Here is a 26,779-nt window from a genome sequence, read left to right as displayed (position 1 = left end):
CTTTTTAGTACAAAAAGAGCCTCTTTTTGCATCAAAAACATACTCTTTTTGAATAGAAAACATATCCTTTATTTTTTTGAGTAAAAAAATGGGCAAAAATAGAACAGTGGAAAAACCATTTTTCCACTGCTCCATTATCCTATTTTTTACTTTTAGTTTTGTGGTGTAATCTTGACTTGCCCATTTCCACTTCTTGCACCATTGGACATGGAGGAATTAGTGAATATACCGGTATTGACGTATCCGGAGCCACCCCCGCCTCCAATTCCATGTCTAGGATTACTAGAAGCTTTAGGTCCTTTTCCAGCTCCATATCCTCCATAGTATCCACCTCCGCCACCACCGGTTCCTGCATAACCTGTCCCACCATACGTACCTGTTCCTCCTTGTCCCAAAAGATAGCCAGAAGCCTGCTTACCCGGCTCCGTAGCCATTGTCGTAGTATATCGTTGGCCATATCCTCCTTCTGTACCTCCTCCACTACCGCCAATTCCAGCACCACCCGAACCACCACCTCCTCCTCCGGCAACCATAACCCGATTAGACAAAGCCTTCCCTCCAAACCGTATATCCGTTCCTCCTCCACCGCCGCCGCCACAATCATCTCCTTCATCCGCACCTCCGGTACCACCACCATTCCATCCTCCGGTACCTCCGTAAGTTTTCGGGCTTGAACCACCTTGCCCTCCAACATAAACATAATACGTCGTAATAGTACCTACATTTATAGTTCCTTGGGCATATCCTCCATAGCCTCCCCGTGCAGATTGAAAAGCACTAGTGCTAGAAGTATAATTTGCATATCCTGTTCCTCCTTGTGCCCCCCAACATTCCATATTATATTTTCCTGCTACTAGTGTTACACTATCCGGATATCCTCTATAAGGAAATGTGCCGTTAATTTCAACTTTCGCAGAGAATTCATCCGAAGGACATTCCGACAATTTGGCCCTCACCGTGAAATTCACACAGGCCAATCCGCCCGCTATTATCAGCGAATTGGACGTCTTACTGTGTATATATGCCCACGACGGCGCACCGTCCAATGTCCATACGGCAGAACTGTTCGTTCCCCAATATTGTGTCAAGGTAACAGAGCTTCCCGCATTGAAAGTATAAACCGATTGGGAGAAAGGTTTCGGCAGTATGTTAATGCTCACAGTGTTGCTTTCAGCGATGCCCACAGCACAAATACCTACCCGCTTGAACTGATACGTTACAGTAGTGGTACCGTTATTGACAAAATTGGTGTACTTCAGCGATACACCGCTCTCATTTGGAATTATATCAAATTTTGATTCTCCGGGCTTTTTCACGTACCAGATGTACTGAAAAAGTAAATCGGGGAAATCCGGACAAGAAGCCTCCTGCGTATTGGTAAGATCCGAACCGCTCCAGCATCCCGTTGTCGGAGCACTGATTTTCCCACCGTCTATTTTGATACCGGAAAGATTGTAAACGCCCCGGAATCCGACCGTACTATCGCGTTGGGTAACACTTGTGAAATAATCCATCGCTTCCGTCCGGTCGGAAGTCCGCAACAGTTCATCCGCACTGTTGAAACCACCGCCCCGAACTCCGTATTTCGTCGCAGTCTTATCCCACAGACTGGCGTTATAAACGCCCGTACCACAGCTACCGCCATTAAGATTGGTATAATTTACATTGGCGCATAACTCTTTCAAATTCCCGCTCATTTCCATGACTGCCCAATATGTGGCGCCTGCTTGGGTTTGGTTCGTGGCCGATGTGGCAAATAATCCGCACCGCACGGGGCCGTTGATACTATTGCTTGTACCACTATTCACATTCTTTAAGTAACTCAAAGCCTGCTCCCGCTGGTCTCCGCAGTAGTTTAAATCATTTAATCCGCTTAGGCGGTTGATGCCATTGTTTGTATTCCACGCATATTCTCCATTATCGGGCTTTTGGGGATAAAACCGCCGGCACGCCTTTTCATACTCCAATTCACTTATGGGACGTAATCCACTCCAACTGCAATATGCAATCATATCTTCTATACTCATATAATTACAGGCAAGTGTCTGCCCGTCATCCGTGGAAAATAAATCATTGGCCGGATTCAGATTATTGGCAAATACGGCGGGCGTATTCGGTTGCCGTTGCTCAATAAACACAATACCGTTCCTGCAACTCGGATTCTTTAAATCCCCGAAAACATAATCCCCCCGTTGCATCGAAGAGAAGTTGTTATTGGTTACCCGCGCTTTCTGCTGTTCCAAAGTCAGAGAATTAAGAAACTCCGCATATTGCTCCTGGCTTGTCTCGTATTTCATGATATAAAAGCCCGCATAGCCTTTGGGATAAGAAGCCGACAGAGAAACGTTCGCCATACCGTCTTTGGCAGAAAGTGTCATAGCCGCCTCAGTATCTATCACCACGGCATCCGTACCGCCCACCGCAAAGCTCTTGTTGGAATACGCATCGCCCAGATAATATGCTCCATACGGAATATACACCATTTCGATAGCATGAACGGCGACGTAAATTTCATTCAGCGCTTCGCCAAAATCCGAGCGGGTCAATCCCGTGCTCTTTAACGGCCATTTTGCTTGCAGTCGTACACTCACATTCCCTTCCGAAATGCCCTCCCGCATCACATACAGACCGTTAACCTTACTGCTGTTCGTACCGACCATGTACGTGTAATCGCCATCTTCATTGCCGGCGGCCGGACTCAACACATGCCCCGAAGAGCCCAAATACGCATGCTGCCACGGGTTGGTTAAACCTCGCTTTTTGTACTTAAAGAACACCCACGCGGCGTCCCAGTTGAAATCATCCCGCCACGAATTATCCCAGCGGAGATACACTTCAATAACCGCCGTATCGCCCGAAAAGCCGATTACACGGGTTTTGCCGTCCACCCGGATGTTGTTACCGAACACGGGTGGAGAAAACAATCCGGAAAGAGTCACGACAAATAGCAACCCCAACGACATCCGAAGACGCCGCATTCCGACACACTTGATTAATTTTTTCATATCAAGAAATTACTTAGCACCTTGAAAGTCCCCGGAAAGGTGGGTTTATAACAAAAAGAAAGCGTGGGAACTTTAGTTTATTTCACAAGAGGTACGGCCAAGCACCCGACAGACAATAAACTACGCGCCCACGCCTGACCATTATATGAGTTACATATATACGGCAAGCGAGCGTTTGTGTGTCTTATCCTATCTGTCTGAAAATTGGCCGTTTCCTTGTGAAGGATAAATCTAAACGCTTTTGAATAATAAATTACGGCAGGTCTCACTGCCACGACATCGCAAATATAAAAGAAAAAAGTTTATTAGAGAAATTGTCAGGGGATTGGCTGTAGATTCGCTGTATTCAGCGTGTATGAACTGCTCCAACGAATTCCCAGAGAATCTTCAAAGAATTGTAAAAAAAGCTATAAATGTTTGGTAGTTAGTAAAAGAGTCGCTACATTTGCACTCCAATTTGAATAAAAGTATACTAATTAAAACTATTGTAAATGCCTACTATTCAACAGTTAGTAAGAAAAGGAAGAACGAAAATTCAGGACAAGAGTAAGGCTCCTGCCTTGGATTCATGTCCGCAAAGACGAGGTGTTTGTGTACGTGTTTACACGACAACGCCGAAAAAACCGAACTCAGCCATGAGAAAGGTTGCTCGTGTCAGATTGACCAACGGAAAAGAAGTGAATGCTTACATTCCGGGAGAAGGCCACAATTTGCAGGAACACTCAATCGTAATGATTCGCGGTGGTCGTGTGAAAGACCTTCCGGGTGTGCGTTACCACTTGGTTCGCGGTACGTTGGATGCTGCCGGTGTTGCGGAAAGAAAACAAGGACGTTCAAAGTACGGTACGAAGAGACCGAAGCCGGGACAGGCTGCACCTGCAAAAGGTAAAAAGTAAAATTGGTAATTAACAGGAATTGTGTTTATGGGTTGTTCCCGGAAAGTTGAGTAAATGGTTGTGAAACCGCTGAAGACAAAAAGGACAGCTGATCGAACAAATTCGTAAACTGAAAGAAATGAGAAAAACTAAACCGAAAAGAAGAATCCTGTTACCGGATCCGAAATTCAATGATGTATTGGTAACACGATTTGTAAACGATTTGATGATTGATGGTAAAAAGACCATCGCGTATAGAATTTTCTACGAAGCATTGGATATCGTAGAGGAAAAGATGGCGCAGAAAGAAGAAAAACCGGCGTTGGATATCTGGAAACAAGCATTGGAGAACATTACTCCCCAAGTGGAAGTAAAGAGTCGCCGTGTAGGTGGTGCTACGTTTCAGGTGCCGATGGAAATCAATCCGAATCGTAAACGGGCTATTTCTGTAAAAAATATGATTTTCTTCGCTCGCAAGAGAAGCGGCAAGAATATGGCAGAGAAATTGGCTGCCGAGATTATGGCTGCTTATAAAGAAGAAGGCGCTGCTTTCAAGAAGAAAGAAGATACGCACCGTATGGCAGAAGCCAACCGTGCGTTTGCACATTTTAGATTTTAAATCAGGAGGGATAGATAAATGGCAAAGAGAGATTTACACTATACGAGAAACATCGGTATCATGGCCCACATTGATGCCGGTAAGACTACTACTACAGAGCGTATCCTGTACTTCACCGGAGTAAACCACAAAATCGGTGAAACTCACGATGGTACGGCTACGATGGACTGGATGGTGCAGGAGCAGGAGAGAGGTATCACCATTACTTCCGCTGCTACAACCTGCTTCTGGAAATATCAGGATAATGACTACAAAATCAATATTATTGACACCCCGGGACACGTTGATTTCACGGTGGAAGTAGAACGTTCCTTGCGTGTATTGGACGGTGCGGTAGCATTGTTCTGTGCCGTGGGGGGTGTTGAGGCTCAGTCGGAAACCGTATGGCGTCAGGCCAATAAATACGGTGTGCCGAGAATCGCGTTCGTCAATAAGATGGACCGTTCCGGTGCCGATTTCTTCAAGGCTGTACGGGAAATCAAAGAGAAATTGGGTGCAAACCCTGTGCCTTTGGTACTTCCGATCGGTGCAGAAGAAAACTATCAGGGAATTATCGACCTGGTAGAAATGAAAGCGTATGTTTGGGAAAATGGAGCTTTGGAAGCTACGGTAAAAGAAATTCCCGAAAACATGAAAGCCGAAGCCCAGGAATGGAGAGAGAAGCTGGTAGAAGCTGCTGCCGTTCAGGATGAAGCTTTAATGGAACGTTTTTTTGAAGATCCGGACTCCATTACCGTAGAAGACTTAAAGACGGTGATTCGTAAGGCTGTGATCGCTATGGATTTTTGTCCGGTAATGTGCGGTTCTTCATTTAAAAATAAAGGTGTACAAAACTTATTGGATGCCGTAATCGCTTATCTGCCGAATCCGTTGGATATTCCGAACAGCAAGGGAACCAATCCGAGCACCGGAGAGGAAGTACATTTCCCAGTAGACCCGGAAGCTCCGCTGTCGGCATTGGCATTCAAGATTGCAACCGACCCGTTTGTGGGACGTTTGTGTTACACCCGTATCTATTCCGGTAAGATAGAAGCCGGTTCGTATGTTTACAATCCGCGTACAGATAAAAAAGAACGTATTTCCCGTTTGTTCCAGATGCACTCCAATAAGCAGATGCCGAAAGAGGTATTGGAAGCAGGAGATATCTGCGCTTGCGTAGGCTTCAAGGATATTCGTACGGGAGATACCTTGTGTTCGGAAGAAAAACCGATTGTTTTGGAAAGTATGACTTTCCCCGAACCGGTAATCGGTATCGCTATCGAGCCGCTGACACAGAAAGATACGGATAAATTGGGTATGGCTTTGGCTAAATTGGCTGAGGAAGATCCGACATTCCGTGTTAAAACGGATGAAGATTCCGGTCAGACGGTTATCAGCGGTATGGGTGAGCTTCACCTGGATATTATTATCGACCGTTTGCGTCGTGAATTCAAAGTTGAATGTAACCAGGGTGCACCTCAGGTGGCTTATAAGGAAGCTATTACGCAGCCTGTTGAACATCGTCATGTATTCAAGAAACAGACCGGTGGTCGTGGTAAATTCGCCGATATTATCTTCCGCATGGAACCTGCTGATGAGGGTAAAGAGGGCTTAACCTTCATAAACGAAGTGAAGGGTGGTAACATCCCGAAAGAGTTTATCCCTTCTGTAGAAAAAGGTTTCAAAGAAGCTATGGAGAACGGTGTATTGGCCGGCTATCCGTTGGAAGCACTGAAGATTACGTTGATCGACGGTTCTTTCCACCCAGTGGACTCTGATGCACTTTCATTTGAAATGGCTGCCAAAATCGGTTATAAAGAAGCTGCACAGAAAGCAAAACCGGTATTGTTGGAACCGATTATGAAATTGGAAGTGGTAACTCCGGAAGATTACATGGGAGATATTATCGCCGACCTGAACCGTCGTCGCGGACAGGTGGAAGGTATGGAATCCCGTACCGGCGCCCGTGTTATTGAGGCTAAAGTACCGCTGTCAGAACAGTTCGGCTATGTGACTGTGTTGAGAACTTTGTCTTCCGGTCGTGCAAGTTCTTCTATGGAATTTTCACATTATTCGGAAGTTCCGAAGAATATAGCCAAAGAAGTGGTTGAAAAAAATAACGGAAGAGTTGAATTAGTATAATTTAAATAAAACAATGAGCCAAAAAATCAGAATTAAGTTGAAATCCTACGATCACAACTTAGTAGACAAGTCGGCAGAGAAAATTGTTAAAACAGTAAAGGCTACCGGAGCAGTAGTAAGCGGTCCGATTCCGCTTCCTACCCACAAAGGAATTTTTACTGTGAATCGCTCAACTTTCGTAAACAAGAAGAGCCGTGAACAATTTTTGGTATGCACGTTCAAAAGATTGATTGATATTTACAGCTCAACAGCCGGAACTATCGACGCTCTGATGAAACTTGAATTACCGAGTGGTGTAGAAGTAGAGATTAAAGTATGATAACGGCGAAATCCTATGTCGTTATTAGAATGTAAACCTATTAAAGAAAAAAAGAAAATGCCAGGTTTAATTGGAAAAAAAGTCGGAATGACTTCCGTATTCAGTGCCGAGGGGAAAAGTATCCCATGCACTGTGATTGAGTGCGGTCCATGTGTTGTAACCCAGGTCAAAACAAAAGAGACCGACGGTTATGAAGCGCTCCAGTTGGGTTTTGACGAAAAAAGCGAAAAACACACAACGAAGCAGCTAAGTGGACACTTTAAAAAGGCAGGCACAACTCCTAAGAGAAAGCTCGTAGAGTTTTCAGGATTTGAGACTGAACACAAGTTAGGCGATGTATTGGATGTTACTTTCTTTGAAGGGGCAACCTTTGTGGATGTTATCGGAACAACCAAAGGTAAAGGATTCCAGGGTGTTGTAAAACGCCACGGATTTGCCGGAGTCGGAGAAGCAACCCATGGTCAGCACAACCGCCAGAGGAAACCGGGATCTATCGGAGCATGTTCTACTCCGTCACGGGTTTTCAAAGGCATGAGAATGGGCGGCCGTATGGGCGGCGACAGAGTTACTATCGCAAACTTGCAGGTTTTGAAAGTAATTCCTGAAAATAATTTGTTGTTGGTGAAAGGATCTATTCCCGGAACTAAAGGTTCATACGTAATTATTGAGAAGTAATGGAGTTAAGTGTATTAAACATTGCCGGAAAAGAAACAGGCAGAAAGATAGAGTTAAATGACGCTATCTTTGGAATTCAGCCTAACGAACACGCCATCTACCTTGACGTAAAACAGTATCTTGCCAATCATCGGCAGGGGACTCACAAGTCAAAGCAGAGAAACGAAGTGTCAGGTAGTACTGTAAAGCTGAAAAAGCAAAAAGGAACCGGAGGTGCACGTGCCGGGGGTATCAAAAACCCTGAATTCAGAGGAGGAGGTAGAATATTTGGTCCCGTACCGAGAGACTACAGCTTCAAGTTGAATAAAAAATTGAAAAAGTTGGCTCGTAAATCAGCATTGGCAGTGAAAGCCAGTGCAAATGCCGTGACGGTTGTTGAAGATTTCAGCTTTGAAACACCGAAAACCAAACAGTTTGTTGAGTTGGTAAACAATTTGAAATTGAATAATGGCAAATTGTTGTTGGTGTTGACTGAATCGAATGAGAATATATTATTATCGGCTCGCAACTTACAGAACGTGGAAATTAAAAGAGTCAGCGATTTGTCAACTTACAACATCATGAGAGCTAAAAACCTCGTGTTGGTTGAAAGTTCTGTGAAGGGCCTGAATGAAATGTTCAATCTTAACTAATAAAAGAAGAGATGGAAATTATATTGAAGCCCGTTCTGACAGAAAAAATGTCAGCGCTGACCGACAAAGAGCACAAAGTGGCTTTTATCGTAGCGAAAGATGCGAATAAGATAGAGATTAAGAAAGCTGTGGAAGAAATGTATAACGTAAAGGTAATGGCTGTCAATACACAGCGTTATCAGGGAAAAGTAAAATCCCGTTATACGAAAGCCGGCGTTATTACCGGCCGGACCAATTCTTTCAAGAAAGCGATTGTAACCTTAGCAGAAGGTGATAGTATTGATTTTTTTAGCAATATTTAAAGAAGATGGCTGTAAGAAAATTAAAACCTGTAACTCCTGGTCAAAGACATAAGGTAGTAAATACCTTTGAACAGGTGACTACAGATAGACCTGAGAAATCATTGTTAAGACCCGTGAAGAAAACCGGTGGCCGTAACAATACCGGTAAGATGACAATGAGATATATAGGTGGTGGTCACAAACAAAAATACAGAGTAGTTGATTTCAAACGGGACAAAGATAGCATTCCGGCAAAGGTTGCTTCTATTGAATATGACCCGAACAGAACTGCCCGTATTGCTTTGTTGGTTTATGCGGATGGAGAAAAACGCTATATTATCGCTCCTGTTGGCTTGACCGTAGGTCAGAAAGTCATGAGCGGAGAGGGCGTAACTCCGGAAATCGGTAACGCATTATTCTTGTCTGAAATTCCATTAGGAACGATTGTACATAACATTGAATTAAGGCCGGGACAAGGAGCCGTTATGGCTCGTAGCGCAGGCTCATTTGCCCAGTTGGTGGCAAGAGAAGGCAAATATGCTTCCATCAAGTTACCTTCGGGAGAAATTCGTATGGTTTTGGTAACCTGTAAGGCTACGGTCGGTACAGTATCCAATACGGACCATGCGTTGGAACGCTCAGGTAAAGCAGGTCGTAGCCGTTGGTTAGGCCGTCGTCCTCGTGTACGTGGTGTTGTAATGAACCCGGTTGATCACCCGATGGGTGGTGGTGAAGGCCGTGCTTCAGGAGGTCACCCGAGATCACGTAAGGGCTTGTTGGCTAAGGGTTACAAGACCAGAGCGCCGAAGAAAGCTTCAAGCAAGTATATTGTAGAAAGAAGGAAGTAATAACCGATAATTATTGAAAATTAAATTATGAGTCGTTCGTTAAAAAAAGGTCCTTTTATAGATGTAAAGCTGGAGAAGAGAGTATTGGCAATGAATGAGTCCAATAAAAAATCGGTTGTTAAGACCTGGGCTCGCTACTCTATGATTTCTCCGGACTTTGTAGGCCATACTGTAGCTGTACACAACGGTAATAAATTTATTCCGGTTTATATCACCGAAAATATGGTGGGACATAAATTGGGAGAATTTGCACCGACACGTACATTTAGAGGTCATGCCAATAAGAAATAAGCATGATGAAGTTAAACCAATGAAGATGTATTAAAATGGGTGCAAGAAAAAGAATAAGAGCAAATCAGATAAAGGAAGCCAAGAAGGAGAAGGCTTTTGCAAGTCTCCGGGGTTGTCCTTCGTCACCGCAGAAAATGAGATTGGTGGCTGACTTGGTACGTGGAATGGACGTACAGAAAGCTTTGGATACACTGAAATTTTGTCCTCGCGAAGCTGCCCGTAAAGTAGAAAAACTGTTACTTTCGGCAATTGCCAATTGGGGAGTGAAAAATGAAGGCAAACGTATAGACGACGCTGCTTTATATGTTAAGGAGATTTTCGTTGACGGAGCCGGAATTTTGAAAAGATTGAGACCTGCGCCTCAGGGACGGGCTCATCGGATTCGCAAAAGATCAAATCATGTGACAATTGTCTTGGGTAGCAAGACTGCTGTTGAAAACGTAGTAAAAGAATAATTAGCATGGGACAAAAAGTTAATCCAATAAGCAATAGATTAGGAATCATCCGAGGATGGGATTCTAACTGGTTCGGTGGCAAAAACTACGGCGATAAATTGGTTGAAGATTACAAAATCAGAAAATACCTGAACGCCCGTTTGGCTAAAGCCGGAATCGCAAAAATCGTTATCGAGAGGACCCTTAAGCTGATTACAATCACTATCAATACCGCTCGTCCGGGTATCATTATCGGTAAAGGAGGACAGGAAGTTGATAAGCTGAAAGAGGAGCTTAAGAAAATCACTGATAAAGAAGTACAGATTAATATTTTCGAAATCAAACGTCCGGAATTAGATGCGGTCATCGTAGGTAATAACATAGCTCGCCAGCTGGAAGGACGTGTAGCATACCGTCGTGCTATCAAAATGGCAGTTCAGTCTACCATGAGAATGGGAGCTGAAGGAATCAAGATTTTGATTTCCGGCCGTTTGAACGGTGCAGAAATGGCTCGTGCGGAAATCTTTAAGGAAGGAAGAATTCCGTTGCACACATTCCGTGCAGATATTGATTATGCACAAGCAGAAGCACTGACCACTTACGGTTTGCTGGGTATTAAAGTGTGGATTTGTAAAGGTGAAGTTTACGGAAAGCGTGAATTGGTTCCCAATTCTGTATTAGCTTCTCGTGAAACGCGTAATGCAGCCAATGCAAATGCTACAGGTAAGAAGAGTTTCAAAAAAAGAAAAAAGTAGTGAGTTATGTTACAGCCAAAAAGGACTAAATTCAGAAGACAGCAGAAGGGAAGAATGAAAGGAAATGCCCAGAGAGGACATCAACTGGCATTCGGATCTTTTGGCATTAAGGCGTTGGAAGAAAAATGGATTGAAGGACGCCAGATTGAAGCAGCCCGTGTTGCCGTTACCCGTTATATGCAACGTCAAGGGCAGATATGGATTCGCATATTCCCCGATAAACCTATTACCAAAAAGCCTGCCGAAGTGCGTATGGGTAAAGGTAAAGGTAATCCGGAAGGTTTTGTTGCTCCAGTTACTCCGGGCCGCATTCTTTTTGAAGCAGACGGTGTTCCGTATGCAGTAGCAAAAGAGGCATTGCGTCTTGCTGCTCAGAAGTTACCTATTACGACTAAATTTGTGGTCAGACGAGATTATACCGAATAGTCTTTCAGGACTATTGATTGTAAACTAATTAATTTGACAGAAGATGAAAAATTCAGAAGTTATAGAAATGACCACAGATGATCTTAAAGAAAGAGTTGTTGCAGAAAAAGCGGCTTTGAATAAGATGATCATGAATCATACGGTTACTCCTTTAGAGAATCCGATGCAGATACGTGCAAAACGCAAAGACATCGCCCGTATGATGACAGAGTTACGTAAGAGAGAATTAACGGTAAAGAAATAATAGGTAATGGAAGAAAGAAATCTTAGAAAAGAGCGTATCGGTATGGTGGTAAGCAATAAGATGGACAAATCCATCACGGTTGCCGTTCATTTTAAAGAAAAACATCCGATATATGGTAAATTTGTGAATAAGACGAAGAAATTTACTGCTCATGACGAAAAAAACGAGTGTAACATCGGAGACAAGGTGAGAATTATGGAAACCCGTCCTTTGAGTAAAATGAAGAGATGGAGATTAGTTGAAATCATTGAAAGAGTTAAGTAATCATGATACAACAGGAAACCAGATTAACAGTAGCAGACAACAGCGGTGCCAAAGAAGTGCTTTGTATCCGTGTTCTAGGTGGTACCCGGAAAAGATATGCGCGTGTAGGCGATAAAATCGTTGTTTCTGTAAAAAATGCTTTACCGGGAGGTGACTTGAAAAAAGGTACTGTAAGTAAGGCTGTAGTAGTGCGTACGAGCAAAGAGTTCCGTCGTCCTGACGGTTCTTATATCCGTTTTGATGACAATGCCTGTGTATTGTTAAACAATGCGGGAGAAATGAGAGGAACCCGTATATTCGGACCGGTAGCTCGTGAAGTTCGTGAAGGATATACGAAAATTGTTTCGTTAGCTCCGGAAGTACTGTAATGTTAAAAACATCAAAACAATGAACAGAAAGTTTCACATAAAGAAAGGCGATTTAGTCTATGTAAATGCCGGTGTTGATCGGGGTAAACAAGGCAAAGTCCTGGAAGTACTTCCGGAAAAGGAAAGAGCTATTGTTGAAGGTATCAACATGGTAAGCAAACATACTAAACCGAATGCTGCTAATCCGCAAGGCGGTATTATAAAAAAAGAAGCTCCGATTCATATTTCTAACTTGAATGTATTAGATCCTTCTACGAACAAACCGACCAGAATCGGTCGTAAGTTGGATGAGAAAGGGAAGTTGGTTAGATATGCTAAAAAATCGGGTGAGATTTTAAAGTAGTAGATTTGTATTACGATTTTTGATTTGCCTTTTGTGAATCAAAAATCGTTTAGTTAGAACAACGAGAATTTACGAAGTGATATTTACCGCAGTGGGGTGTGGAGTGTAAATTGTTAACAGATTTTCATAGAAATCGAAATATAATTTATATCTTTGCCGCCTCATTCCCCTAAAAGGGGATAATTGTGTATAAACGTCAATCGTGAATTAAAATTAATTAAATAAATGAGTTACGTACCAAATTTAAAAAAGAAGTATAACGAAGAAATTGTACCGACTTTAATGAAAGAGTTCGGATACAAGTCAGTTATGCAGGCTCCCAAATTGGAGAAGATAGTAATCAATCAGGGAGTAGGTGCTTCAATTCAAGATAAAAAGATTCTTGAATTTTCAGTGAATGAGATTGCAGCAATTACCGGACAGAAACCGGTTACCTGTAAATCAATAAAGGATGTTTCCAATTTCAAATTGCGTAAAGGAATGCCGATCGGTGTTCAGGTAACTTTGCGTAAAGAGCGTATGTATGAATTTTTGGAACGTCTGATTGTTTCCGCTTTACCGCGTATCCGCGATTTCAAGGGGATAAACAGTAAACTGGATGGACGAGGCAATTATACATTAGGCTTGGAAGAGCAAATCATATTTCCGGAAATTGTGTTGGATAACGTACACAAGATAATGGGTATGAATATAACATTTGTAACTTCGGCTAATACCGACGAAGAAGGTTTCGCTCTTCTGAGAGAATTTGGATTACCATTTAAAAAGAATTAAAACCAGAGAAAATGGCAAAAGAATCAATGAAAGCCCGTGAGGTAAAGCGTGCAAAATTGGTAGAAAAGTACGCAGCGAAACGGGCAAAATTAAAAGCTGAAGGTGATTATGCAGGATTGAGCCTTCTACCGAAAAATTCAAATCCTATTCGTTTGCACAATCGTTGCAAACTGACCGGAAGACCGAGGGGGTATATGAGACAGTTTGGTATCAGCCGTATTCAGTTTCGTGAAATGGCATCAGCAGGTTTGATACCGGGAGTGAAAAAAGCTAGTTGGTAAATATTAAAATTGAAAAGAAATGACAGATCCAATAGCAGATTATCTTACGCGTTTAAGAAATGCGATAAGTGCCGGTCATAAGGTGGTTGAAGTACCGGGTTCCAATATGAAACGGGAAATGACCAAAATCCTGAAGGAAAAAGGATATATTTTGAACTATAAGTTCGAAGAAGACGGAGTAAAAAGCAATATTAAAATAGCTCTTAAATATCATCCAGAGACGAAAGAATCAGCGATTAAATCGTTGGTAAGGGTATCTAAACCAGGATTAAGACGTTATACGAATGTGGAGGAAATGCCTCGCGTATTAAACGGTTTGGGTATAGCTATTTTGTCTACCTCTATGGGGTTGATGACAGATAAAGAAGCTCGCCAAAAGAATGTTGGCGGTGAAGTATTGTGCTATGTGTATTAATTTAAAAGTGAAGAAGAAATGTCACGAATAGGGAAATTACCGATTCATATACCACAGGGAGTTACGGTAGCCGTAAGTCCGGATAATACCGTCACCGTTAAAGGTCCTAAAGGGGAGCTTTCTCAGAAAGTAAGTCAAGATTTGACGGTAAAAGTGGAGGAAAAGACTGTTCATGTAGAACGTCACACGGAAGATAAAAACCATAAGGCAATGCACGGTTTGTATCGTTCATTGATTCACAATATGGTTGTAGGAGTTTCTGAAGGTTATAAAATTCAGCAGGAATTAGTCGGAGTTGGTTACAGAGCTAATGCGGAAGGCAATGTATTGGAATTGGGTTTGGGATATTCTCATTCCATCTTTTTGCAAATACCGCAGGAAGTGAAAGTTTCTGCAGTTACGGAAAAACGTGCAAATCCGATTATTACATTGGAAAGTTGTGACAAACAACTGATAGGTCAGGTGGCTGCTAAAATCCGTTCATTCCGCAAACCGGAGCCTTACAAAGGTAAAGGTATTCGTTTTGTTGGCGAAGAAGTACGTCGGAAAGCAGGTAAGTCAGCTAAAGTTTAATCACTTAAAGTAAGTAAAAGTTATGGCTTTAACTAAAGAACAAAGAAGATTAAGAATAAAAAGGAGAATTCGTAAGATTGTCTCCGGAACGGCTGAGAGACCTCGTTTGAGCGTATTTCGTTCAAATGCACAGATTTCTGTACAGCTGATAGATGATAATGAAGGTAAGACGATATTGTCAGTGTCTTCATTAAGCAAGGATATTGCAGAGAAAAAAGGGACGAAAATAGAACAGGCTACTTATGTAGGTGCTGCTGTGGCTGAAAAAGCGAAAGCTGCCGGTATTGAAGCTGTTGTTTTTGACAGAAACGGTTATTTATATCATGGTAGAGTAAAAGCATTAGCTGATGCTGCCCGCAACGGAGGTCTTAAATTTTAAAAGTTAGCAGAATGGAACAAAAAATAAATAATACTGACTTGGAACTGAAAGACAGATTGGTGGCAATCAATCGTGTGACCAAGGTTACAAAAGGAGGTAGAACATTCAGTTTTGCGGCCATAGTTGTGGTAGGAGATGAAAACGGAATTGTGGGTTGGGGATTAGGAAAGGCTAATGAAGTGACCACTGCTATTGCAAAAGGTGTAGAAGCTGCAAAGAAGAATTTGGTGAAAGTACCTGTATTAAAAGGAACTATACCTCACGAACAAGTGGCTCGTTTTGGTGGAGCAGAAGTATATATGAAGCCTGCTTCTTCCGGTACGGGATTGGTGGCTGGAGGTGCAATGCGTGCCGTATTGGAAAGTGCCGGTATTCATGATGTATTAGCCAAGAGTAAAGGTTCTTCCAACCCGCATAACCTGGTAAAAGCTACGATTGCAGCTTTGAAGGAAATGAGGGATGCACGAATGGTGGCTCGTCAGAGAAACATCAGTATGGATAAAGTTTTTAACGGTTAATTTGAGTAGAGTTATGGCAAAGATCAAGATTACGTTGGTAAAAAGTAGAATCAAAAGCGATAAGCGTCAAGTTGGCACGTTAAACGCACTTGGGCTGAAGAAAATCAGCAGCAGTGTAGAGCATGAGGCTACACCCCAAATTCAGGGGATGGTTGCTAAAGTGGCTCACTTGGTAAAAGTGGAAGAAGTAAAATAAATTGTTGAATTATTTTAATACAAAATAAAAATGGATTTAAGTAGCTTAAAACCGGCTAAAGGTTCCACACATCACGAAAAGAGAATAGGTCGTGGACAAGGTTCGGGAAAAGGAGGCACTTCAACAAGAGGACACAAAGGAGCTAAATCAAGATCCGGTTATCATACGAAAATCGGTTTTGAAGGTGGACAGATGCCTTTGCAGAGACGTGTTCCGAAATTCGGTTTTAAAAATATAAATCGGGTTGAATTTAAAGCAATAAATGTCAGCATGCTTCAAGAGTTGGCAGAACGGGACAATTTGACCGTTATTGACCCTAATACATTGATTAAGGCCGGATTGGCTTCCAAAAATGATTTAATAAAGATTTTGGGAGATGGTGTCTTGAAAGCAAAGCTGGAAGTGAAAGCAAATGCTTTTTCGGAAAAAGCAAAAGCAGCCATTGAAGCAGTTGGCGGGTCAGTAGTTGTTTTGTAAAATAATATCTGAAGACGGATTTATGTCTTCAGATATTTAAATACCAAACTTATGAAGTTATTTGATACATTAAAGAACATTTGGAAAATCGAAGAGTTAAGAACCCGGATTTTGATGACTCTTGGTTTGATTGCCGTGTATAGGTTAGGAACCGAGATTGTATTGCCGGGGATTGATCCTGCCGGACTTTCTGCTTTAAAGGAACAAACTTCCAAGGGAGTACTTGGTTTGTTGGATATGTTTTCCGGAGGGGCATTTTCGAATGCTTCTGTATTTGCTTTGGGTATTATGCCTTATATTTCTGCTTCTATTGTTGTGCAGTTGTTAGGCATTGCGGTGCCTTATTTTCAACGTATGCAGCGGGAGGGAGAAAGCGGACGGCGCAAAATCAATCAGATTACCCGTTATTTGACAATTATAATCCTGATATTGCAGGGTTCTGCCTATCTTACGAATTTGCATAGTCAAATTCCGCAGGAGTTTTTTATAATGAAAGGTGCTTTCTTTACGATTTCATCTGTAATTATTTTGGCAGCAGGCTCTATGTTTGTTTTATGGTTAGGTGAAAAGATTACGGATAAGGGTATCGGTAATGGTGTTTCCATTATCATCATGATAGGTATTATCGCTCGTTTGCCTTTTGCGTTTATAGCAGAGGGTACTTCTCGGTTGTCTCAACAAGGAGGTGGGTTGATTGCTTTATTGTTAGAGTTGATAGTCTTATTTTTTGTATTCTGCGGAACGATATTGTTGGTACAGGGAACACGGAAAGTGCCCGTACAGTATGCGAAACGTGTTGTTGGAAATAAACAGTACGGCGGCGTACGGCAATATATTCCATTGAAAATAAATGCTGCCGGTGTTATGCCGATTATTTTCGCACAGGCAATTATGCTTTTGCCGATTTCTTTCGTGAATTTTGCAGCTTCCGATTCTTTGTCGGGTTTTGCTGCCGCTTTCTCGAATTTTACCGGATTTTGGTATAATTTCACTTTTTTTGTGCTGATTGTGGCATTTACCTATTTCTATACTGCTATCACAGTTAATCCAATGCAAATGGCAGAGGATATGAAGAAAAACGGTGGTTTTATTCCGGGAGTGAAGCCGGGAAGAAAGACCATGGAGTTTTTAGATACGATCATGTCGCGTATAACTTTACCGGGTTCTATTTTTTTAGGTATTGTGGCGATATTGCCTGCTTTTGCTGTTATTGCTGGAGTTAATAATCAATTCTCCCAATTTTATGGTGGAACTTCATTGTTGATTTTGGTGGGGGTCGTTTTGGATACTTTACAACAGATAGAGTCTCATTTGTTGATGCGTCATTATGACGGATTGATGAAATCGGGGAGAATAAAAGGTAAGACACCGGGAGGACCGACAGCTTATTAAAGGATACACTGTGGATGTCTCAGGAACTTGGCGTTTAAGAAATGTTTTTTGTCGATAGAAAAAAAAGTATTACTTTTGCGGCATGATTTTATTGAAGACGGCAGAAGAGATTGAATTACTTCGGGAAAGCAATTTGTTGGTCGGAATGACTTTGGGGGAATTGGCTAAACATATTCGTTCGGGGATTTCGACGCTGGAGTTAGATAAGATTGCAGAAGAATTTATTCGGGATCATGGTGCAGAACCTGGTTTTTTAGGATATGATGGATTTCCGAATACATTATGTATTTCAATTAATGAGGAAGTTGTTCACGGTATCCCTTCAAAGAAGCGTTTTTTGGAAGAGGGGGATGTTGTTTCAATAGATTGTGGAACTGTAAAGAACGGATTTTATGGGGATAGCGCCTATACTTTTGAAGTAGGGGAGGTCAAACCGGAAGTTCGTAGGTTATTACAGACGACTAGAGAGGCACTTTACAAAGGGATTGAAAAGGCAGTGGTTGGTTTAAGGGTAGGAGATATCGGTTATGCGGTGCAGAGTTATTGTGAGGGCAATGGATATTCTGTTGTTCGTGAGTTGGTAGGACATGGTGTAGGTCGGGATATGCATGAGGAACCTCAAGTGCCGAATTATGGAAAAAGAGGACAAGGCTCAAAGCTTTTGGAAGGAATGGTGATAGCAATAGAGCCGATGATTAATTTGGGGAAACGCCATGTTTATCAAGATGTAGATGGTTGGACAATACGAACGAGAGATCGGATGCCTTCCGCTCATTTTGAACATACGGTAGCTGTAGGGAAGAATAAAGCGGATATTTTGTCTTCTTTTGAATTTGTAGAGAAAGAATTAAAAATTGACGATTAATTTAAAATTGTTTTTATGGCAAAACAGCCGTCAATAGAGCAGGATGGTGTAATTACCGAAGCGTTGTCGAATGCTATGTTTCGGGTCGAGTTAGAGAATGGGCATATTATAACGGCTCATATTTCTGGCAAGATGCGAATGCATTATATTAAAATACTTCCGGGAGATAGGGTGCGTGTGGATATGTCTCCATACGATTTAACCAAAGGGAGAATTACTTTTAGATATAAAAATTAATAGAATAAGAACGTCAAATTAGAAAACCATGAAGGTAAGAGCGTCAATTAAAAAACGTAATGACGAATGCAAGATTGTAAGAAGAAAAGGCGTTTTGTACGTCATTAACAAAAAGAACCCGAAGTTTAAAATGCGTCAGGGTTAATCATTAATCTAAGTTAAATTAAAAAGATTTATGGCAAGAATCGTAGGTGTAGATTTACCCTCAAACAAAAGAGGTGAAATAGCCTTGACCTATATCTTTGGTATAGGTAGAAGTAGTGCCCGGACTATTTTAGAAAAAGCCGGCATCGATTATGACACGAAGGTGAAAGATTGGAATGATGACCAACTCGCAGCTGTACGAAAAGTGATTAATACAGAGTACAAAGTTGAAGGAGAGTTGCGTTCAACCATTCAGATGAACATTAAACGCTTGATGGATATCGGTTGTTACCGTGGAATCCGTCATCGTTTAGGACTGCCCGTAAGAGGACAGAGTACAAAGAACAATGCCCGTACACGTAAGGGTAAGAAGAAAACTGTTGCTAATAAGAAGAAAGCAACTAAATAAAAGAAATTGAATTGAATTATGGCAAAGAAGTCTACATCAAACAGAAAACGGTTAGTTAAAGTAGAAGCCGTTGGACAAGCACACGTTCATTCATCTTTTAATAACATCATTATTTCCTTGACAAACCAGACAGGACAAGTAATCTCTTGGTCGTCGGCAGGAAAAATGGGTTTTAAAGGATCTAAGAAAAACACTCCTTATGCCGCACAAATGGCTGCAAGTGATTGTGCAAAAGTGGCATTTGATCTCGGAATGAGAAAAGCAAAAGTATATGTTAAGGGACCCGGTAACGGTCGTGAATCCGCTATCCGTGCTATTCATGCGAGCGGTATTGAAGTTGCGGAAATCATCGATGTTACTCCGCTGCCGCACAACGGCTGCCGTCCTCCGAAACGTAGAAGAGTATAATGAAATGTAACGTGTAATAAATTTGAATAAAAATGGCTAGATATACAGGACCTAAGTCTAAAATAGCAAGAAAATTCGGGGAGCCGATTTATGGCCCGGATAAAGCACTGGAACGGAGAAATTATCCGTCAGGTCAGCATGGTTTGGCTCGTCGCCGTAAGAAAATTTCAGAATACGGTGTTCAGTTGAAAGAAAAGCAAAAAGCAAAATATACTTATGGGTTGTTGGAAAAGCAATTCAGAAATTTGTTTGAGAAAGCAGAACGTTCAGGAGGTATTACGGGTGAAGTATTGTTGCAGTTGCTGGAATGTCGTTTAGATAATGTCGTTTATCGGTTAGGTATTGCACCGACTCGTGCAGCAGCTCGTCAGTTAGTATCTCACCGTCATATTACGATTAACGGTGGAGTATGTAATATTCCGTCGGCATCAGTTTCTCAAGGAGATATTGTTGCAGTTCGGGAAAAATCAAAAGCTCTTGAAGTAATAGCTGATTCTTTAAGAAGTAATCGGGTGAGTAAGTATTCTTGGTTGGAATGGGACGCAGCTTCTATGAGCGGTAAGCTGTTGAATGTTCCGGAAAGAACGGATATCCCGGAAAATATTAAAGAGCAGTTAATTGTAGAGTTGTATTCTAAGTAATAAATAAAATATTTATGGCAATATTAGCTTTCCAGAGACCAGACAAGGTAATCATGCTTGATTCGACGGACACGTTTGGAAAATTCGAATTTCGTCCGTTAGAGCCTGGTTACGGAATCACCATTGGTAATTCGCTTCGCAGAATTTTACATTCTTCTCTTGAAGGATATGCGATTACCGGTATAAGAATTCAGGGTGTAGAACATGAGTTTGCAACTATTCCGGGGGTTATTGAAGATGTTACGGAGATTATCCTAAACTTGAAGCAAGTTCGGTTTAAGAAAAGAATTGAGGAAACGGAAGATGAAAAACTGACTGTGCTTGTTTCTGGGCAGGAAACTTTTGCTGCGGGAGACATTAATCGTTTTTTGACGGGGTTTGAGGTGTTGAATACAGATTTGGTAATCTGTAATATGGCTCCGGATGTACATTTCCAAATGGAGATTACAATTCAAAAAGGTCGGGGATATGTTCCCAGTACAGAGAATATGCCGATAGATGCCGAGGCCGGATTTATTCCGATAGATGCGATTTACACTCCGATTAGAAATGTGAAATATGAGGTAGAGAACTATCGTGTGGAAGGTAAAACGGACTATGAGAAACTTTTACTTGAAATAGAGACAGATGGTTCTATCAATCCTACCGATGCGTTAAAAGAAGCGGCTAAAATTTTGATTCATCATTTCATGTTGTTTTCAGATGATAAGATTACACTTGAATCTGAAGATAAGTATGGAAATGAAGAGTTCGATGAAGAAGTTTTGCATATGCGTCAACTTTTGAAAACGAAGTTGGTAGATATGGATCTTTCAGTTCGAGCGTTGAATTGTTTGAAAGCTGCTGAAGTTGAAACGTTGGGTGAATTGGTTAAATTCAACAAGAATGATCTATTGAAATTCCGTAATTTCGGTAAAAAATCGTTGACGGAATTGGAGGCTTTGTTGGAAAACAATAACCTTGAGTTCGGTATGGATGTATCTAAGTATAAATTAGACAAGGAATAAGTAAAATGAGACATTGTAAGAAATTTAACCACCTAAATAGGAAGAGTGCTCACAGAAAAGCTCTGCTTTCCAATATGGCGACTTCTTTGATTCTTCACAAAAGAATTAGTACTACAGTTGCTAAAGCAAAGGCATTGAAAATGTATGTTGAGCCTTTGATTACTAAAAGTAAAAATGATAATAGTAATTCCCGGCGGGTTGTCTTTAGTTATCTAGGACAGAAAGAAGCTGTTACAGAATTGTTCAGAGAGGTGGCTCCGAAGATTGTAAATCGTCCGGGAGGTTATACCCGTATATTGAGAACGGGAAACCGTTTGGGAGATAATGCGGAAACTTGTATAATTGAATTGGTTGATTTTAATGCAACTTATACGGAAGTTAAGCAGGAAGTAAAGAAAACTGCAACCCGTAGAAGAAGGTCTTCTGCAAAAAAAGCGACTGCGGAAGTGACAGAAGCTACTGTTGTTGAAGAAGCACCTGCGGCAGCTGTTGAAGCATCGGAGACAGAGGCTCCCAAGGCTGAATAAATTCCGATATTTGTATAGAGAAACCGTTTTGCTCCGGCAGGACGGTTTTTTCTTTTTGCCGTAACTTATATTAATGCTTTTGCGTTAATCCTGAAAAATCGAATTTATGACGCATATAGTAGAAATTACAGGACGGGAAATTTTGGATTCCCGTGGAAATCCCACTGTTGAAGTGGACGTAGTACTTGAATCCGGTGTCGTTGGACGGGCAGCTGTGCCTTCCGGTGCCTCGACAGGTGAGAATGAGGCATTGGAATTGCGTGATGGGGATAAGTCGCGGTATATGGGAAAAGGTGTGCTGAAAGCCGTTGAAAATGTCAATACGGTCATTTCGGATGCGCTTTTGGGCATGAATGTGCTGGAGCAGGTGGCCGTAGACCGAATGCTGATAGAACTGGACGGTACCCGGACAAAGTACAACCTAGGAGCCAATGCCATGTTAGGAGTTTCTTTGGCTTGTGCGAGAGCGGCAGCTGCAGCATTGGAGATTCCTTTGTACCGTTATATCGGAGGATGCAATGCGAAGGTCCTGCCAGTTCCGATGATGAATATTATCAACGGAGGTTCCCATTCCGATGCTCCTATCGCTTTTCAGGAATTTATGATACGTCCAATAGGTGCTTCTTCGTTTAAAGAGGCTCTTCGCATGGGTTCAGAAGTATTTCACACATTAAAGAATGTTTTGCATCAACGAGGATTAAGTACGGCGGTTGGAGATGAAGGTGGATTTGCTCCTTCTTTGTCTGGAACGGAGGATGCGTTGGAATCTATAATTCTTGCTATAGAAAAAGCGAAATACAAACCGGGTAAAGATGTGATGATTGGATTGGATTGTGCTGCTTCGGAGTTTTATAAAGATGGTATTTATGATTATACGAAATTTGAGGGCATGAAAGGAGCAAAACGTACTTCAACGGAGCAGGTGTTGTATTTGGAGGAATTGATTTCTAAATATCCGATAGATTCGATTGAAGATGGAATGTCTGAGAATGATTGGGATGGTTGGAAAAGCTTGACGACTAAAATAGGGAATCGTTGTCAATTGGTAGGAGATGATTTATTTGTTACGAATGTGGAGTATTTGAAAAAAGGAATAGAGTTAGGATGTGCTAATTCCATTTTGATTAAGGTAAATCAAATTGGTACGCTGACAGAAACTCTCGATGCGATTTCAATGGCCCAACGGGCTGGTTATACAACAGTAACTTCTCATCGTTCGGGAGAAACAGAAGATACGACTATTGCAGATATTGCGGTTGCAACTAATGCAGGGCAAATAAAGACAGGTTCAATGAGTCGGTCAGATCGTATGGCAAAATACAATCAGTTGCTTCGGATTGAAGAACAATTGGGGAAGGAGGCCTGTTTTCACGGCAGGAGATTTTCAAAATAAATAGATTATCTGTGACGGATTTGCATCTTCGATCTGTTCAGTTATGAATTGCACCCAAAAAGTTAAATGCAAAACTTTTTGGGTGCATTTTTATAAGGTGCATTTTTTTTGCAAAAAAAAATTGTTCCTTAGTGAATATTTGTCTAATTTTGCGTTTATAAAAGATTATTGTATTTTGAAAGCTATGTATAAAATACTTGTAATGACCACCTTGCTCTTCGGGTGTCTTTCGGGAGTGGCTAATAACGTAAAGATCGGTACGGAAGCCAAAGTGACAGGATTTGTGGGTTCGGCCCGGGATACTGCGATCGTCGAGTTTAATCTTTCATGGGAAAACTCCTGGCGGGATGATTTTAACTGGGATGCTGCCTGGATTTTTCTGAAATACAAGAAAAGAGGCGTTATGTCGGAGTGGCATCATGCTTATCTGGCTAAAGAGGGCCATACTGCTACGGCGTTGGCGGGGAATGAAGGCGGAGAATATATGTTCATGACCGGAGAAGTGGGGAGCGGTACGGCTGCCAAAGTCACCGGCATTTATCTGTTGAGGGACAATCTGGGGGAAGGCAAGGTGAATGCGCACCTTACGGTGAAGTGGCCGATTAAATCGAACACGAAATTGGCTTTATCCGCATCGGATTTCGGAACTCACCTGGACAGCATTTTTGTGGCGGCTTATGCGGTGGAAATGGTCTATGTGCCTTTCGGGGAGTATGTATTGGGAGATGGGTATTCAAATAATTCTTTTTTTTCACAGGAAACGAATTTCTACGGAGTTATTCCTGCAGAGTCGGATATCGTTACGACGAGTTATACAATTACCGCCAATAATTCATCCGAGGGGTCTACTCCCAGCAATATAGCGAAACGGATAGATTATGCTACTTACAGACCGAGTGTGAATTCGTGGTATTCCGGAACCTCTCCGAGCTGGTGGGCGATAGATTTCAAGTCTCCCAAAAAGGTGCTGTTTTTTGGAGTAAGCGTTTCGACGTCTTATCCATCTGCTTATAACCCTGGGACAACGTGGAGATTGGAGGGATCGAATGACAATTCGCGCTGGACGGTTCTTTCCTATGTTGATCGCACGTTGTGGAAAGCGGAGGCGACGTCTTATCCGGTACAGCATTCCATCAGGGTATCCAATCCGGGGAATTACCGGTATTATCGTTTGTATTTCCCTTCAAGCAATATTATTATGCAGAATGTTGCCATGACGGAAGAGAATCTTTTTTCAGCTCCGGAGGGAGGGAGTTTAAGAATCAGTTCGGAAGATCCGTTGTATTTGGTGAATAGCGGGATAACGCTTTCAGTGAATTATCCCAAAGGATATCAGGGATATTATCTGATGAAGTATGAGGTGAGCCAGGAGCAGTATGTCGAGTTTTTGAATTCATTGACTTTGGTGCAGCAAAAAAACCGGGTGGCGAATACCAATTTTGAGAAAATGCTCAAGGGGGATTATGTTTTCGGAAGTTTAAAACAGCCGAATTGCCGGAACGGCATCGCTTTTTTGATGATGAAAGAACCCAATGCTCCGGCTGTATTCGGCAATAATCTGAATCCGGACAATAAATTTTATTCGGAAGATGACGGGCAGACTCTGGCATGTAATTATCTTAGTCCGGCGGACATGCTGGCTTATTGCGACTGGAGCGGATTGCGTCCGATGAGTGAGCTGGAGTATGAAAAAGCGTGCAGACGTCCTTATCCGCAAATTCCGGATAAGGGGGAATTTGCCTGGAATACCAATACCGGCGTCAATAAGGTTCGCTCGGAGAGCGATTTGAATGCAAGCAAGACGGAGCGGGAAACGCCTTATGATTATAAAATGAATGTGAACGCCGGAGGGAGAGTTGGCGGTCCGCTTCGGAGCGGGGCGTTCGCGACTTCCCGTACGAACCAGCAGGAGGCGGGAGCCACTTACTGGGGATTGATGGAAATGAGCGGGAATCTGTGGGAGATGTGTTATAATGCTCAGTCGGCAGGGTCCTCTTTTATTGCTAATAATGTGACTTATTCGCATGGTGACGGATATATTACAACAGCCGGAACGGATGTATCCACGAGTTATTGGCCCAATGCTAATACAGCGTTTGCAGTGCGAGGGGGGGGGTTCCCCTCCGGGGATACACTACTTCGCACATCGGATCGTACGTATGCGTTAGGTAATTATTTTGCGGCAGTAACTACACGTGACAGTTCTGTCGGATTCAGAGGAGCCCGGTCGATTCTTAATACGACCGGTTTTACTGCCGGCCGGATTTATGGAGAAAATGGTTTGGAGCAGGATACTGTCTGCAGCGGGGTTGCTTTTACGATCGGGGGAGGAGCTGCGGAAAAAACCATTGGCAAGACCACGTATTCTTGGTATATGAGTGAGAATAACGGGACAAGCTGGACGGTATTGGAAGGGAGTAATGCTCTGACTTTGGTGAACAATGGAATAAAAAATACGGCGGCATCTCCCAAAACGGTTTTATTTAAGAGAAAGGCCATGTGTGCTGTAGGGGAATTGTTTTCCAATACGGTAAAGATTATTATTCCGGCAGTTTTTGCTGCTCCTGCACTGGAGGATGACGCCGCTATCGCGATTATCGGGCAAACATTGACACTTACGATGCCTGCGGGACCTTCCGGGGCTATGTATGTTTGGACACATCCCAATGGAGCCAAAACCAACTCGGCAACGTTGACCATACCCTCATTTACCTTAAATGATGCTGGCGTGTATTACGCTTCTTATTCGGGGGTATGCGACGGCAACAAAAAGGCGATGGAGATATATCCTTATGAGGAGGTCGGAAAACAGCAATTCTTGTATAGAGGAAGTGAGGAAACTGCAAGTGTGCCGGCAACGGCTACTCATATCAGGGCGTATTTGATCGGCGCGAGTGGTGGTGGCGGTGCATATACTGCCAATACTTGGTGGTCGGGAGCGGGAGGATATACAGATGTTCTTTTCCCTGTGGGAGGACAAGTGGGGGTAATCGTCGGTCAAGGCGGACGTTCAGGGAATCGTAGTGCAAGGTCGGCTGCTGCTTATCCGAACGGAGGTATCGGACAGGGAGGTGACGTAAGTGCCGGTAGTGGTGGTGGACGTTCCCAGGTAAGATTTGTAAGTGGAAATAATCTTATTGCTATTGCCGGAGGAGGCGGAGGAAATGCTGGGTATGCGGGACATTCAGGAGCAGGTGGCGGTTTATCGGGGCAGAATTCAACCGGCGGTTATTCAACCGGCGGAACGCAGACAGCAGGAGGTGGACCTCGTAAGGGAGGATATTTGCAAGGGGCACATGCGGATACTAATACAGGAAATGACTGTGGTGGTGGCGGTGATGGATATTACGGAGGAGGAACTACGACAGGGGATGGAAGACCTGCTGCCGGAGGTTCGGGATATATAAACCGGAGTATCTGTATTATGGGGAAAACCTATACTGGTAATATCCAGAACAGGCCTACTCAGATCGGAACGACGATTGCGGGTTATTCGACAGGAACTTACGGTGTCGGTGTAATTTCTTTGGCCAGTGGAAAGACTTCTACTCCCGGAAATAACGGAATGGTGGTATTGCAGTATTTAAAACGTTTGACGAAGTAATAAATAAGGTCCGTTGAAGATTTATGTTTCAATAGTATT

The 26,779-nt window shown here is 42.5% G+C and carries 36 protein-coding genes; 35 read left to right on the top strand and 1 reads right to left on the bottom strand.

Going from position 1 to position 26,779, the window contains the following annotated elements:
* Window positions 1-152 precede the first annotated feature (152 nt).
* Window positions 153-3,005 (bottom strand): glycine-rich protein, encoded by a 2,853-nt coding sequence (locus NFR61_RS07510; RefSeq protein ID WP_251622332.1) that lies wholly within the window; start codon window positions 3,003-3,005, stop codon window positions 153-155.
* Between the two features lie 491 nt (window positions 3,006-3,496).
* Between NFR61_RS07510 and rpsL the strand changes: the two genes are divergently transcribed.
* From rpsL to NFR61_RS07335, 35 genes are all read left to right on the top strand, one after another.
* Window positions 3,497-3,901 carry a 30S ribosomal protein S12 gene (gene rpsL, locus NFR61_RS07505; protein ID WP_251622330.1) on the top strand — a complete coding sequence of 135 codons (405 nt, stop codon included), beginning with the start codon at window positions 3,497-3,499 and terminating at the stop codon, window positions 3,899-3,901.
* A gap of 118 nt (window positions 3,902-4,019) precedes the next feature.
* Complete coding sequence (rpsG, locus tag NFR61_RS07500) at window positions 4,020-4,499, top strand: 30S ribosomal protein S7 (protein WP_251622328.1); 480 nt, start codon at window positions 4,020-4,022, stop codon at window positions 4,497-4,499.
* An 18-nt stretch (window positions 4,500-4,517) separates the two neighbouring features.
* A complete protein-coding gene (fusA, locus tag NFR61_RS07495) occupies window positions 4,518-6,620 on the top strand; it encodes an elongation factor G (protein WP_251622320.1) in 2,103 nt (700 codons plus the stop codon).
* 13 nt (window positions 6,621-6,633) lie between these two features.
* The gene (rpsJ, locus tag NFR61_RS07490) at window positions 6,634-6,939 is read left to right on the top strand and encodes a 30S ribosomal protein S10 (protein ID WP_009137840.1); all 306 of its coding nucleotides are present in this window, start codon (window positions 6,634-6,636) and stop codon (window positions 6,937-6,939) included.
* A 57-nt stretch (window positions 6,940-6,996) separates the two neighbouring features.
* Window positions 6,997-7,614 carry a 50S ribosomal protein L3 gene (rplC, locus tag NFR61_RS07485; protein ID WP_251622314.1) on the top strand — a complete coding sequence of 206 codons (618 nt, stop codon included), beginning with the start codon at window positions 6,997-6,999 and terminating at the stop codon, window positions 7,612-7,614.
* Window positions 7,614-8,246: a 50S ribosomal protein L4 gene (gene rplD / locus NFR61_RS07480; RefSeq protein WP_251622312.1), complete on the top strand. Its 633-nt coding sequence runs from the start codon at window positions 7,614-7,616 to the stop codon at window positions 8,244-8,246. The genes rplC and rplD overlap by 1 nt, the downstream gene beginning before the upstream one ends.
* A gap of 11 nt (window positions 8,247-8,257) precedes the next feature.
* Window positions 8,258-8,548 (top strand): 50S ribosomal protein L23, encoded by a 291-nt coding sequence (gene rplW, locus NFR61_RS07475; RefSeq protein ID WP_251622310.1) that lies wholly within the window; start codon window positions 8,258-8,260, stop codon window positions 8,546-8,548.
* Between the two features lie 5 nt (window positions 8,549-8,553).
* Window positions 8,554-9,375: a 50S ribosomal protein L2 gene (gene rplB / locus NFR61_RS07470; protein WP_251622308.1), complete on the top strand. Its 822-nt coding sequence runs from the start codon at window positions 8,554-8,556 to the stop codon at window positions 9,373-9,375.
* Between the two features lie 27 nt (window positions 9,376-9,402).
* A complete protein-coding gene (rpsS, locus tag NFR61_RS07465; RefSeq protein WP_009137835.1) occupies window positions 9,403-9,666 on the top strand; it encodes a 30S ribosomal protein S19 in 264 nt (87 codons plus the stop codon).
* Between the two features lie 35 nt (window positions 9,667-9,701).
* On the top strand, window positions 9,702-10,121 hold the full coding sequence (gene rplV / locus NFR61_RS07460) for a 50S ribosomal protein L22 (protein WP_251622305.1): 420 nt from the start codon (window positions 9,702-9,704) through the stop codon (window positions 10,119-10,121).
* Between the two features lie 5 nt (window positions 10,122-10,126).
* Complete coding sequence (rpsC, locus tag NFR61_RS07455) at window positions 10,127-10,855, top strand: 30S ribosomal protein S3 (protein ID WP_251622290.1); 729 nt, start codon at window positions 10,127-10,129, stop codon at window positions 10,853-10,855.
* A 6-nt stretch (window positions 10,856-10,861) separates the two neighbouring features.
* The gene (gene rplP / locus NFR61_RS07450; protein WP_251622288.1) at window positions 10,862-11,281 is read left to right on the top strand and encodes a 50S ribosomal protein L16; all 420 of its coding nucleotides are present in this window, start codon (window positions 10,862-10,864) and stop codon (window positions 11,279-11,281) included.
* Window positions 11,282-11,324: 43 nt separating this feature from the next.
* The gene (rpmC, locus tag NFR61_RS07445) at window positions 11,325-11,525 is read left to right on the top strand and encodes a 50S ribosomal protein L29 (protein WP_251622279.1); all 201 of its coding nucleotides are present in this window, start codon (window positions 11,325-11,327) and stop codon (window positions 11,523-11,525) included.
* Between the two features lie 6 nt (window positions 11,526-11,531).
* Window positions 11,532-11,789: a 30S ribosomal protein S17 gene (gene rpsQ, locus NFR61_RS07440; protein WP_251622277.1), complete on the top strand. Its 258-nt coding sequence runs from the start codon at window positions 11,532-11,534 to the stop codon at window positions 11,787-11,789.
* 2 nt (window positions 11,790-11,791) lie between these two features.
* Window positions 11,792-12,157 carry a 50S ribosomal protein L14 gene (gene rplN, locus NFR61_RS07435; RefSeq protein ID WP_251622270.1) on the top strand — a complete coding sequence of 122 codons (366 nt, stop codon included), beginning with the start codon at window positions 11,792-11,794 and terminating at the stop codon, window positions 12,155-12,157.
* Window positions 12,158-12,176: 19 nt separating this feature from the next.
* A complete protein-coding gene (gene rplX / locus NFR61_RS07430; RefSeq protein WP_251622268.1) occupies window positions 12,177-12,500 on the top strand; it encodes a 50S ribosomal protein L24 in 324 nt (107 codons plus the stop codon).
* Between the two features lie 225 nt (window positions 12,501-12,725).
* A complete protein-coding gene (gene rplE, locus NFR61_RS07425) occupies window positions 12,726-13,274 on the top strand; it encodes a 50S ribosomal protein L5 (RefSeq protein WP_251622266.1) in 549 nt (182 codons plus the stop codon).
* A gap of 11 nt (window positions 13,275-13,285) precedes the next feature.
* Entirely contained in the window at window positions 13,286-13,555 is a 270-nt protein-coding gene (rpsN, locus tag NFR61_RS07420; RefSeq protein WP_251622254.1) for a 30S ribosomal protein S14, read from the top strand.
* 19 nt (window positions 13,556-13,574) lie between these two features.
* Window positions 13,575-13,970 carry a 30S ribosomal protein S8 gene (rpsH, locus tag NFR61_RS07415; RefSeq protein WP_251622246.1) on the top strand — a complete coding sequence of 132 codons (396 nt, stop codon included), beginning with the start codon at window positions 13,575-13,577 and terminating at the stop codon, window positions 13,968-13,970.
* Between the two features lie 18 nt (window positions 13,971-13,988).
* Complete coding sequence (rplF, locus tag NFR61_RS07410) at window positions 13,989-14,543, top strand: 50S ribosomal protein L6 (protein ID WP_251622245.1); 555 nt, start codon at window positions 13,989-13,991, stop codon at window positions 14,541-14,543.
* Between the two features lie 22 nt (window positions 14,544-14,565).
* Window positions 14,566-14,922, top strand: a complete 357-nt coding sequence (gene rplR / locus NFR61_RS07405; RefSeq protein ID WP_251622244.1) for a 50S ribosomal protein L18 — start codon at window positions 14,566-14,568, stop codon at window positions 14,920-14,922.
* A gap of 11 nt (window positions 14,923-14,933) precedes the next feature.
* A complete protein-coding gene (rpsE, locus tag NFR61_RS07400; RefSeq protein WP_251622243.1) occupies window positions 14,934-15,440 on the top strand; it encodes a 30S ribosomal protein S5 in 507 nt (168 codons plus the stop codon).
* Between the two features lie 13 nt (window positions 15,441-15,453).
* Entirely contained in the window at window positions 15,454-15,636 is a 183-nt protein-coding gene (gene rpmD / locus NFR61_RS07395) for a 50S ribosomal protein L30 (protein ID WP_251622234.1), read from the top strand.
* 30 nt (window positions 15,637-15,666) lie between these two features.
* On the top strand, window positions 15,667-16,113 hold the full coding sequence (gene rplO / locus NFR61_RS07390; protein ID WP_251622231.1) for a 50S ribosomal protein L15: 447 nt from the start codon (window positions 15,667-15,669) through the stop codon (window positions 16,111-16,113).
* Window positions 16,114-16,164: 51 nt separating this feature from the next.
* Window positions 16,165-17,505, top strand: coding sequence for a preprotein translocase subunit SecY (secY, locus tag NFR61_RS07385; RefSeq protein ID WP_251622224.1), 1,341 nt, complete (start codon window positions 16,165-16,167; stop codon window positions 17,503-17,505).
* A gap of 82 nt (window positions 17,506-17,587) precedes the next feature.
* Complete coding sequence (map, locus tag NFR61_RS07380; protein WP_251622222.1) at window positions 17,588-18,370, top strand: type I methionyl aminopeptidase; 783 nt, start codon at window positions 17,588-17,590, stop codon at window positions 18,368-18,370.
* A gap of 15 nt (window positions 18,371-18,385) precedes the next feature.
* On the top strand, window positions 18,386-18,607 hold the full coding sequence (gene infA, locus NFR61_RS07375; protein WP_009137817.1) for a translation initiation factor IF-1: 222 nt from the start codon (window positions 18,386-18,388) through the stop codon (window positions 18,605-18,607).
* A 28-nt stretch (window positions 18,608-18,635) separates the two neighbouring features.
* Window positions 18,636-18,752: a 50S ribosomal protein L36 gene (gene rpmJ, locus NFR61_RS07370; protein WP_251622203.1), complete on the top strand. Its 117-nt coding sequence runs from the start codon at window positions 18,636-18,638 to the stop codon at window positions 18,750-18,752.
* Between the two features lie 30 nt (window positions 18,753-18,782).
* Window positions 18,783-19,160 carry a 30S ribosomal protein S13 gene (gene rpsM / locus NFR61_RS07365; RefSeq protein WP_251622202.1) on the top strand — a complete coding sequence of 126 codons (378 nt, stop codon included), beginning with the start codon at window positions 18,783-18,785 and terminating at the stop codon, window positions 19,158-19,160.
* An 18-nt stretch (window positions 19,161-19,178) separates the two neighbouring features.
* Window positions 19,179-19,568: a 30S ribosomal protein S11 gene (gene rpsK / locus NFR61_RS07360; RefSeq protein ID WP_251622201.1), complete on the top strand. Its 390-nt coding sequence runs from the start codon at window positions 19,179-19,181 to the stop codon at window positions 19,566-19,568.
* A 32-nt stretch (window positions 19,569-19,600) separates the two neighbouring features.
* Window positions 19,601-20,209 (top strand): 30S ribosomal protein S4, encoded by a 609-nt coding sequence (rpsD, locus tag NFR61_RS07355; RefSeq protein ID WP_251622199.1) that lies wholly within the window; start codon window positions 19,601-19,603, stop codon window positions 20,207-20,209.
* Between the two features lie 14 nt (window positions 20,210-20,223).
* Window positions 20,224-21,216: a DNA-directed RNA polymerase subunit alpha gene (locus NFR61_RS07350; protein WP_251622195.1), complete on the top strand. Its 993-nt coding sequence runs from the start codon at window positions 20,224-20,226 to the stop codon at window positions 21,214-21,216.
* A gap of 5 nt (window positions 21,217-21,221) precedes the next feature.
* On the top strand, window positions 21,222-21,743 hold the full coding sequence (rplQ, locus tag NFR61_RS07345; protein WP_251622193.1) for a 50S ribosomal protein L17: 522 nt from the start codon (window positions 21,222-21,224) through the stop codon (window positions 21,741-21,743).
* A 106-nt stretch (window positions 21,744-21,849) separates the two neighbouring features.
* Entirely contained in the window at window positions 21,850-23,136 is a 1,287-nt protein-coding gene (gene eno, locus NFR61_RS07340; protein WP_251622191.1) for a phosphopyruvate hydratase, read from the top strand.
* Between the two features lie 184 nt (window positions 23,137-23,320).
* The gene (locus tag NFR61_RS07335) at window positions 23,321-26,740 is read left to right on the top strand and encodes an SUMF1/EgtB/PvdO family nonheme iron enzyme (RefSeq protein ID WP_251622189.1); all 3,420 of its coding nucleotides are present in this window, start codon (window positions 23,321-23,323) and stop codon (window positions 26,738-26,740) included.
* The last annotated feature ends 39 nt before the right edge of the window (window positions 26,741-26,779 follow it).

This window comes from Odoribacter lunatus (assembly GCF_943193135.1).
GTDB lineage: Bacteria > Bacteroidota > Bacteroidia > Bacteroidales > Marinifilaceae > Culturomica > Culturomica lunata.
The sequence above is the reverse complement of the archived record's forward strand: the minus strand, read 5'-3'. Positions and strand labels throughout refer to the sequence as shown.

Coding starts and splice junctions, on each gene's coding strand:
- rpsN (WP_251622254.1), top strand. CDS start 13,286: ATGGCAAAAGAATCAATGAAAGCCCGTGAGGTAAAGCGTGCAAAATTG.
- rpsC (WP_251622290.1), top strand. CDS start 10,127: ATGGGACAAAAAGTTAATCCAATAAGCAATAGATTAGGAATCATCCGA.
- rpmC (WP_251622279.1), top strand. CDS start 11,325: ATGAAAAATTCAGAAGTTATAGAAATGACCACAGATGATCTTAAAGAA.
- rpsS (WP_009137835.1), top strand. CDS start 9,403: ATGAGTCGTTCGTTAAAAAAAGGTCCTTTTATAGATGTAAAGCTGGAG.
- infA (WP_009137817.1), top strand. CDS start 18,386: ATGGCAAAACAGCCGTCAATAGAGCAGGATGGTGTAATTACCGAAGCG.
- rpmJ (WP_251622203.1), top strand. CDS start 18,636: ATGAAGGTAAGAGCGTCAATTAAAAAACGTAATGACGAATGCAAGATT.
- rpsE (WP_251622243.1), top strand. CDS start 14,934: ATGGAACAAAAAATAAATAATACTGACTTGGAACTGAAAGACAGATTG.
- rplV (WP_251622305.1), top strand. CDS start 9,702: ATGGGTGCAAGAAAAAGAATAAGAGCAAATCAGATAAAGGAAGCCAAG.
- rpsM (WP_251622202.1), top strand. CDS start 18,783: ATGGCAAGAATCGTAGGTGTAGATTTACCCTCAAACAAAAGAGGTGAA.
- fusA (WP_251622320.1), top strand. CDS start 4,518: ATGGCAAAGAGAGATTTACACTATACGAGAAACATCGGTATCATGGCC.
- rplB (WP_251622308.1), top strand. CDS start 8,554: ATGGCTGTAAGAAAATTAAAACCTGTAACTCCTGGTCAAAGACATAAG.
- NFR61_RS07510 (WP_251622332.1), bottom strand. CDS start 3,005: ATGAAAAAATTAATCAAGTGTGTCGGAATGCGGCGTCTTCGGATGTCG.
- rpmD (WP_251622234.1), top strand. CDS start 15,454: ATGGCAAAGATCAAGATTACGTTGGTAAAAAGTAGAATCAAAAGCGAT.
- rpsL (WP_251622330.1), top strand. CDS start 3,497: ATGCCTACTATTCAACAGTTAGTAAGAAAAGGAAGAACGAAAATTCAG.
- rplD (WP_251622312.1), top strand. CDS start 7,614: ATGGAGTTAAGTGTATTAAACATTGCCGGAAAAGAAACAGGCAGAAAG.
- rplN (WP_251622270.1), top strand. CDS start 11,792: ATGATACAACAGGAAACCAGATTAACAGTAGCAGACAACAGCGGTGCC.
- map (WP_251622222.1), top strand. CDS start 17,588: ATGATTTTATTGAAGACGGCAGAAGAGATTGAATTACTTCGGGAAAGC.
- rpsD (WP_251622199.1), top strand. CDS start 19,601: ATGGCTAGATATACAGGACCTAAGTCTAAAATAGCAAGAAAATTCGGG.
- rplE (WP_251622266.1), top strand. CDS start 12,726: ATGAGTTACGTACCAAATTTAAAAAAGAAGTATAACGAAGAAATTGTA.
- rpsG (WP_251622328.1), top strand. CDS start 4,020: ATGAGAAAAACTAAACCGAAAAGAAGAATCCTGTTACCGGATCCGAAA.
- rplP (WP_251622288.1), top strand. CDS start 10,862: ATGTTACAGCCAAAAAGGACTAAATTCAGAAGACAGCAGAAGGGAAGA.
- rplR (WP_251622244.1), top strand. CDS start 14,566: ATGGCTTTAACTAAAGAACAAAGAAGATTAAGAATAAAAAGGAGAATT.
- rplF (WP_251622245.1), top strand. CDS start 13,989: ATGTCACGAATAGGGAAATTACCGATTCATATACCACAGGGAGTTACG.
- rplC (WP_251622314.1), top strand. CDS start 6,997: ATGCCAGGTTTAATTGGAAAAAAAGTCGGAATGACTTCCGTATTCAGT.
- rpsJ (WP_009137840.1), top strand. CDS start 6,634: ATGAGCCAAAAAATCAGAATTAAGTTGAAATCCTACGATCACAACTTA.
- rplW (WP_251622310.1), top strand. CDS start 8,258: ATGGAAATTATATTGAAGCCCGTTCTGACAGAAAAAATGTCAGCGCTG.
- NFR61_RS07335 (WP_251622189.1), top strand. CDS start 23,321: ATGTATAAAATACTTGTAATGACCACCTTGCTCTTCGGGTGTCTTTCG.
- rplX (WP_251622268.1), top strand. CDS start 12,177: ATGAACAGAAAGTTTCACATAAAGAAAGGCGATTTAGTCTATGTAAAT.
- NFR61_RS07350 (WP_251622195.1), top strand. CDS start 20,224: ATGGCAATATTAGCTTTCCAGAGACCAGACAAGGTAATCATGCTTGAT.
- eno (WP_251622191.1), top strand. CDS start 21,850: ATGACGCATATAGTAGAAATTACAGGACGGGAAATTTTGGATTCCCGT.
- rplQ (WP_251622193.1), top strand. CDS start 21,222: ATGAGACATTGTAAGAAATTTAACCACCTAAATAGGAAGAGTGCTCAC.
- rpsK (WP_251622201.1), top strand. CDS start 19,179: ATGGCAAAGAAGTCTACATCAAACAGAAAACGGTTAGTTAAAGTAGAA.
- secY (WP_251622224.1), top strand. CDS start 16,165: ATGAAGTTATTTGATACATTAAAGAACATTTGGAAAATCGAAGAGTTA.
- rplO (WP_251622231.1), top strand. CDS start 15,667: ATGGATTTAAGTAGCTTAAAACCGGCTAAAGGTTCCACACATCACGAA.
- rpsQ (WP_251622277.1), top strand. CDS start 11,532: ATGGAAGAAAGAAATCTTAGAAAAGAGCGTATCGGTATGGTGGTAAGC.
- rpsH (WP_251622246.1), top strand. CDS start 13,575: ATGACAGATCCAATAGCAGATTATCTTACGCGTTTAAGAAATGCGATA.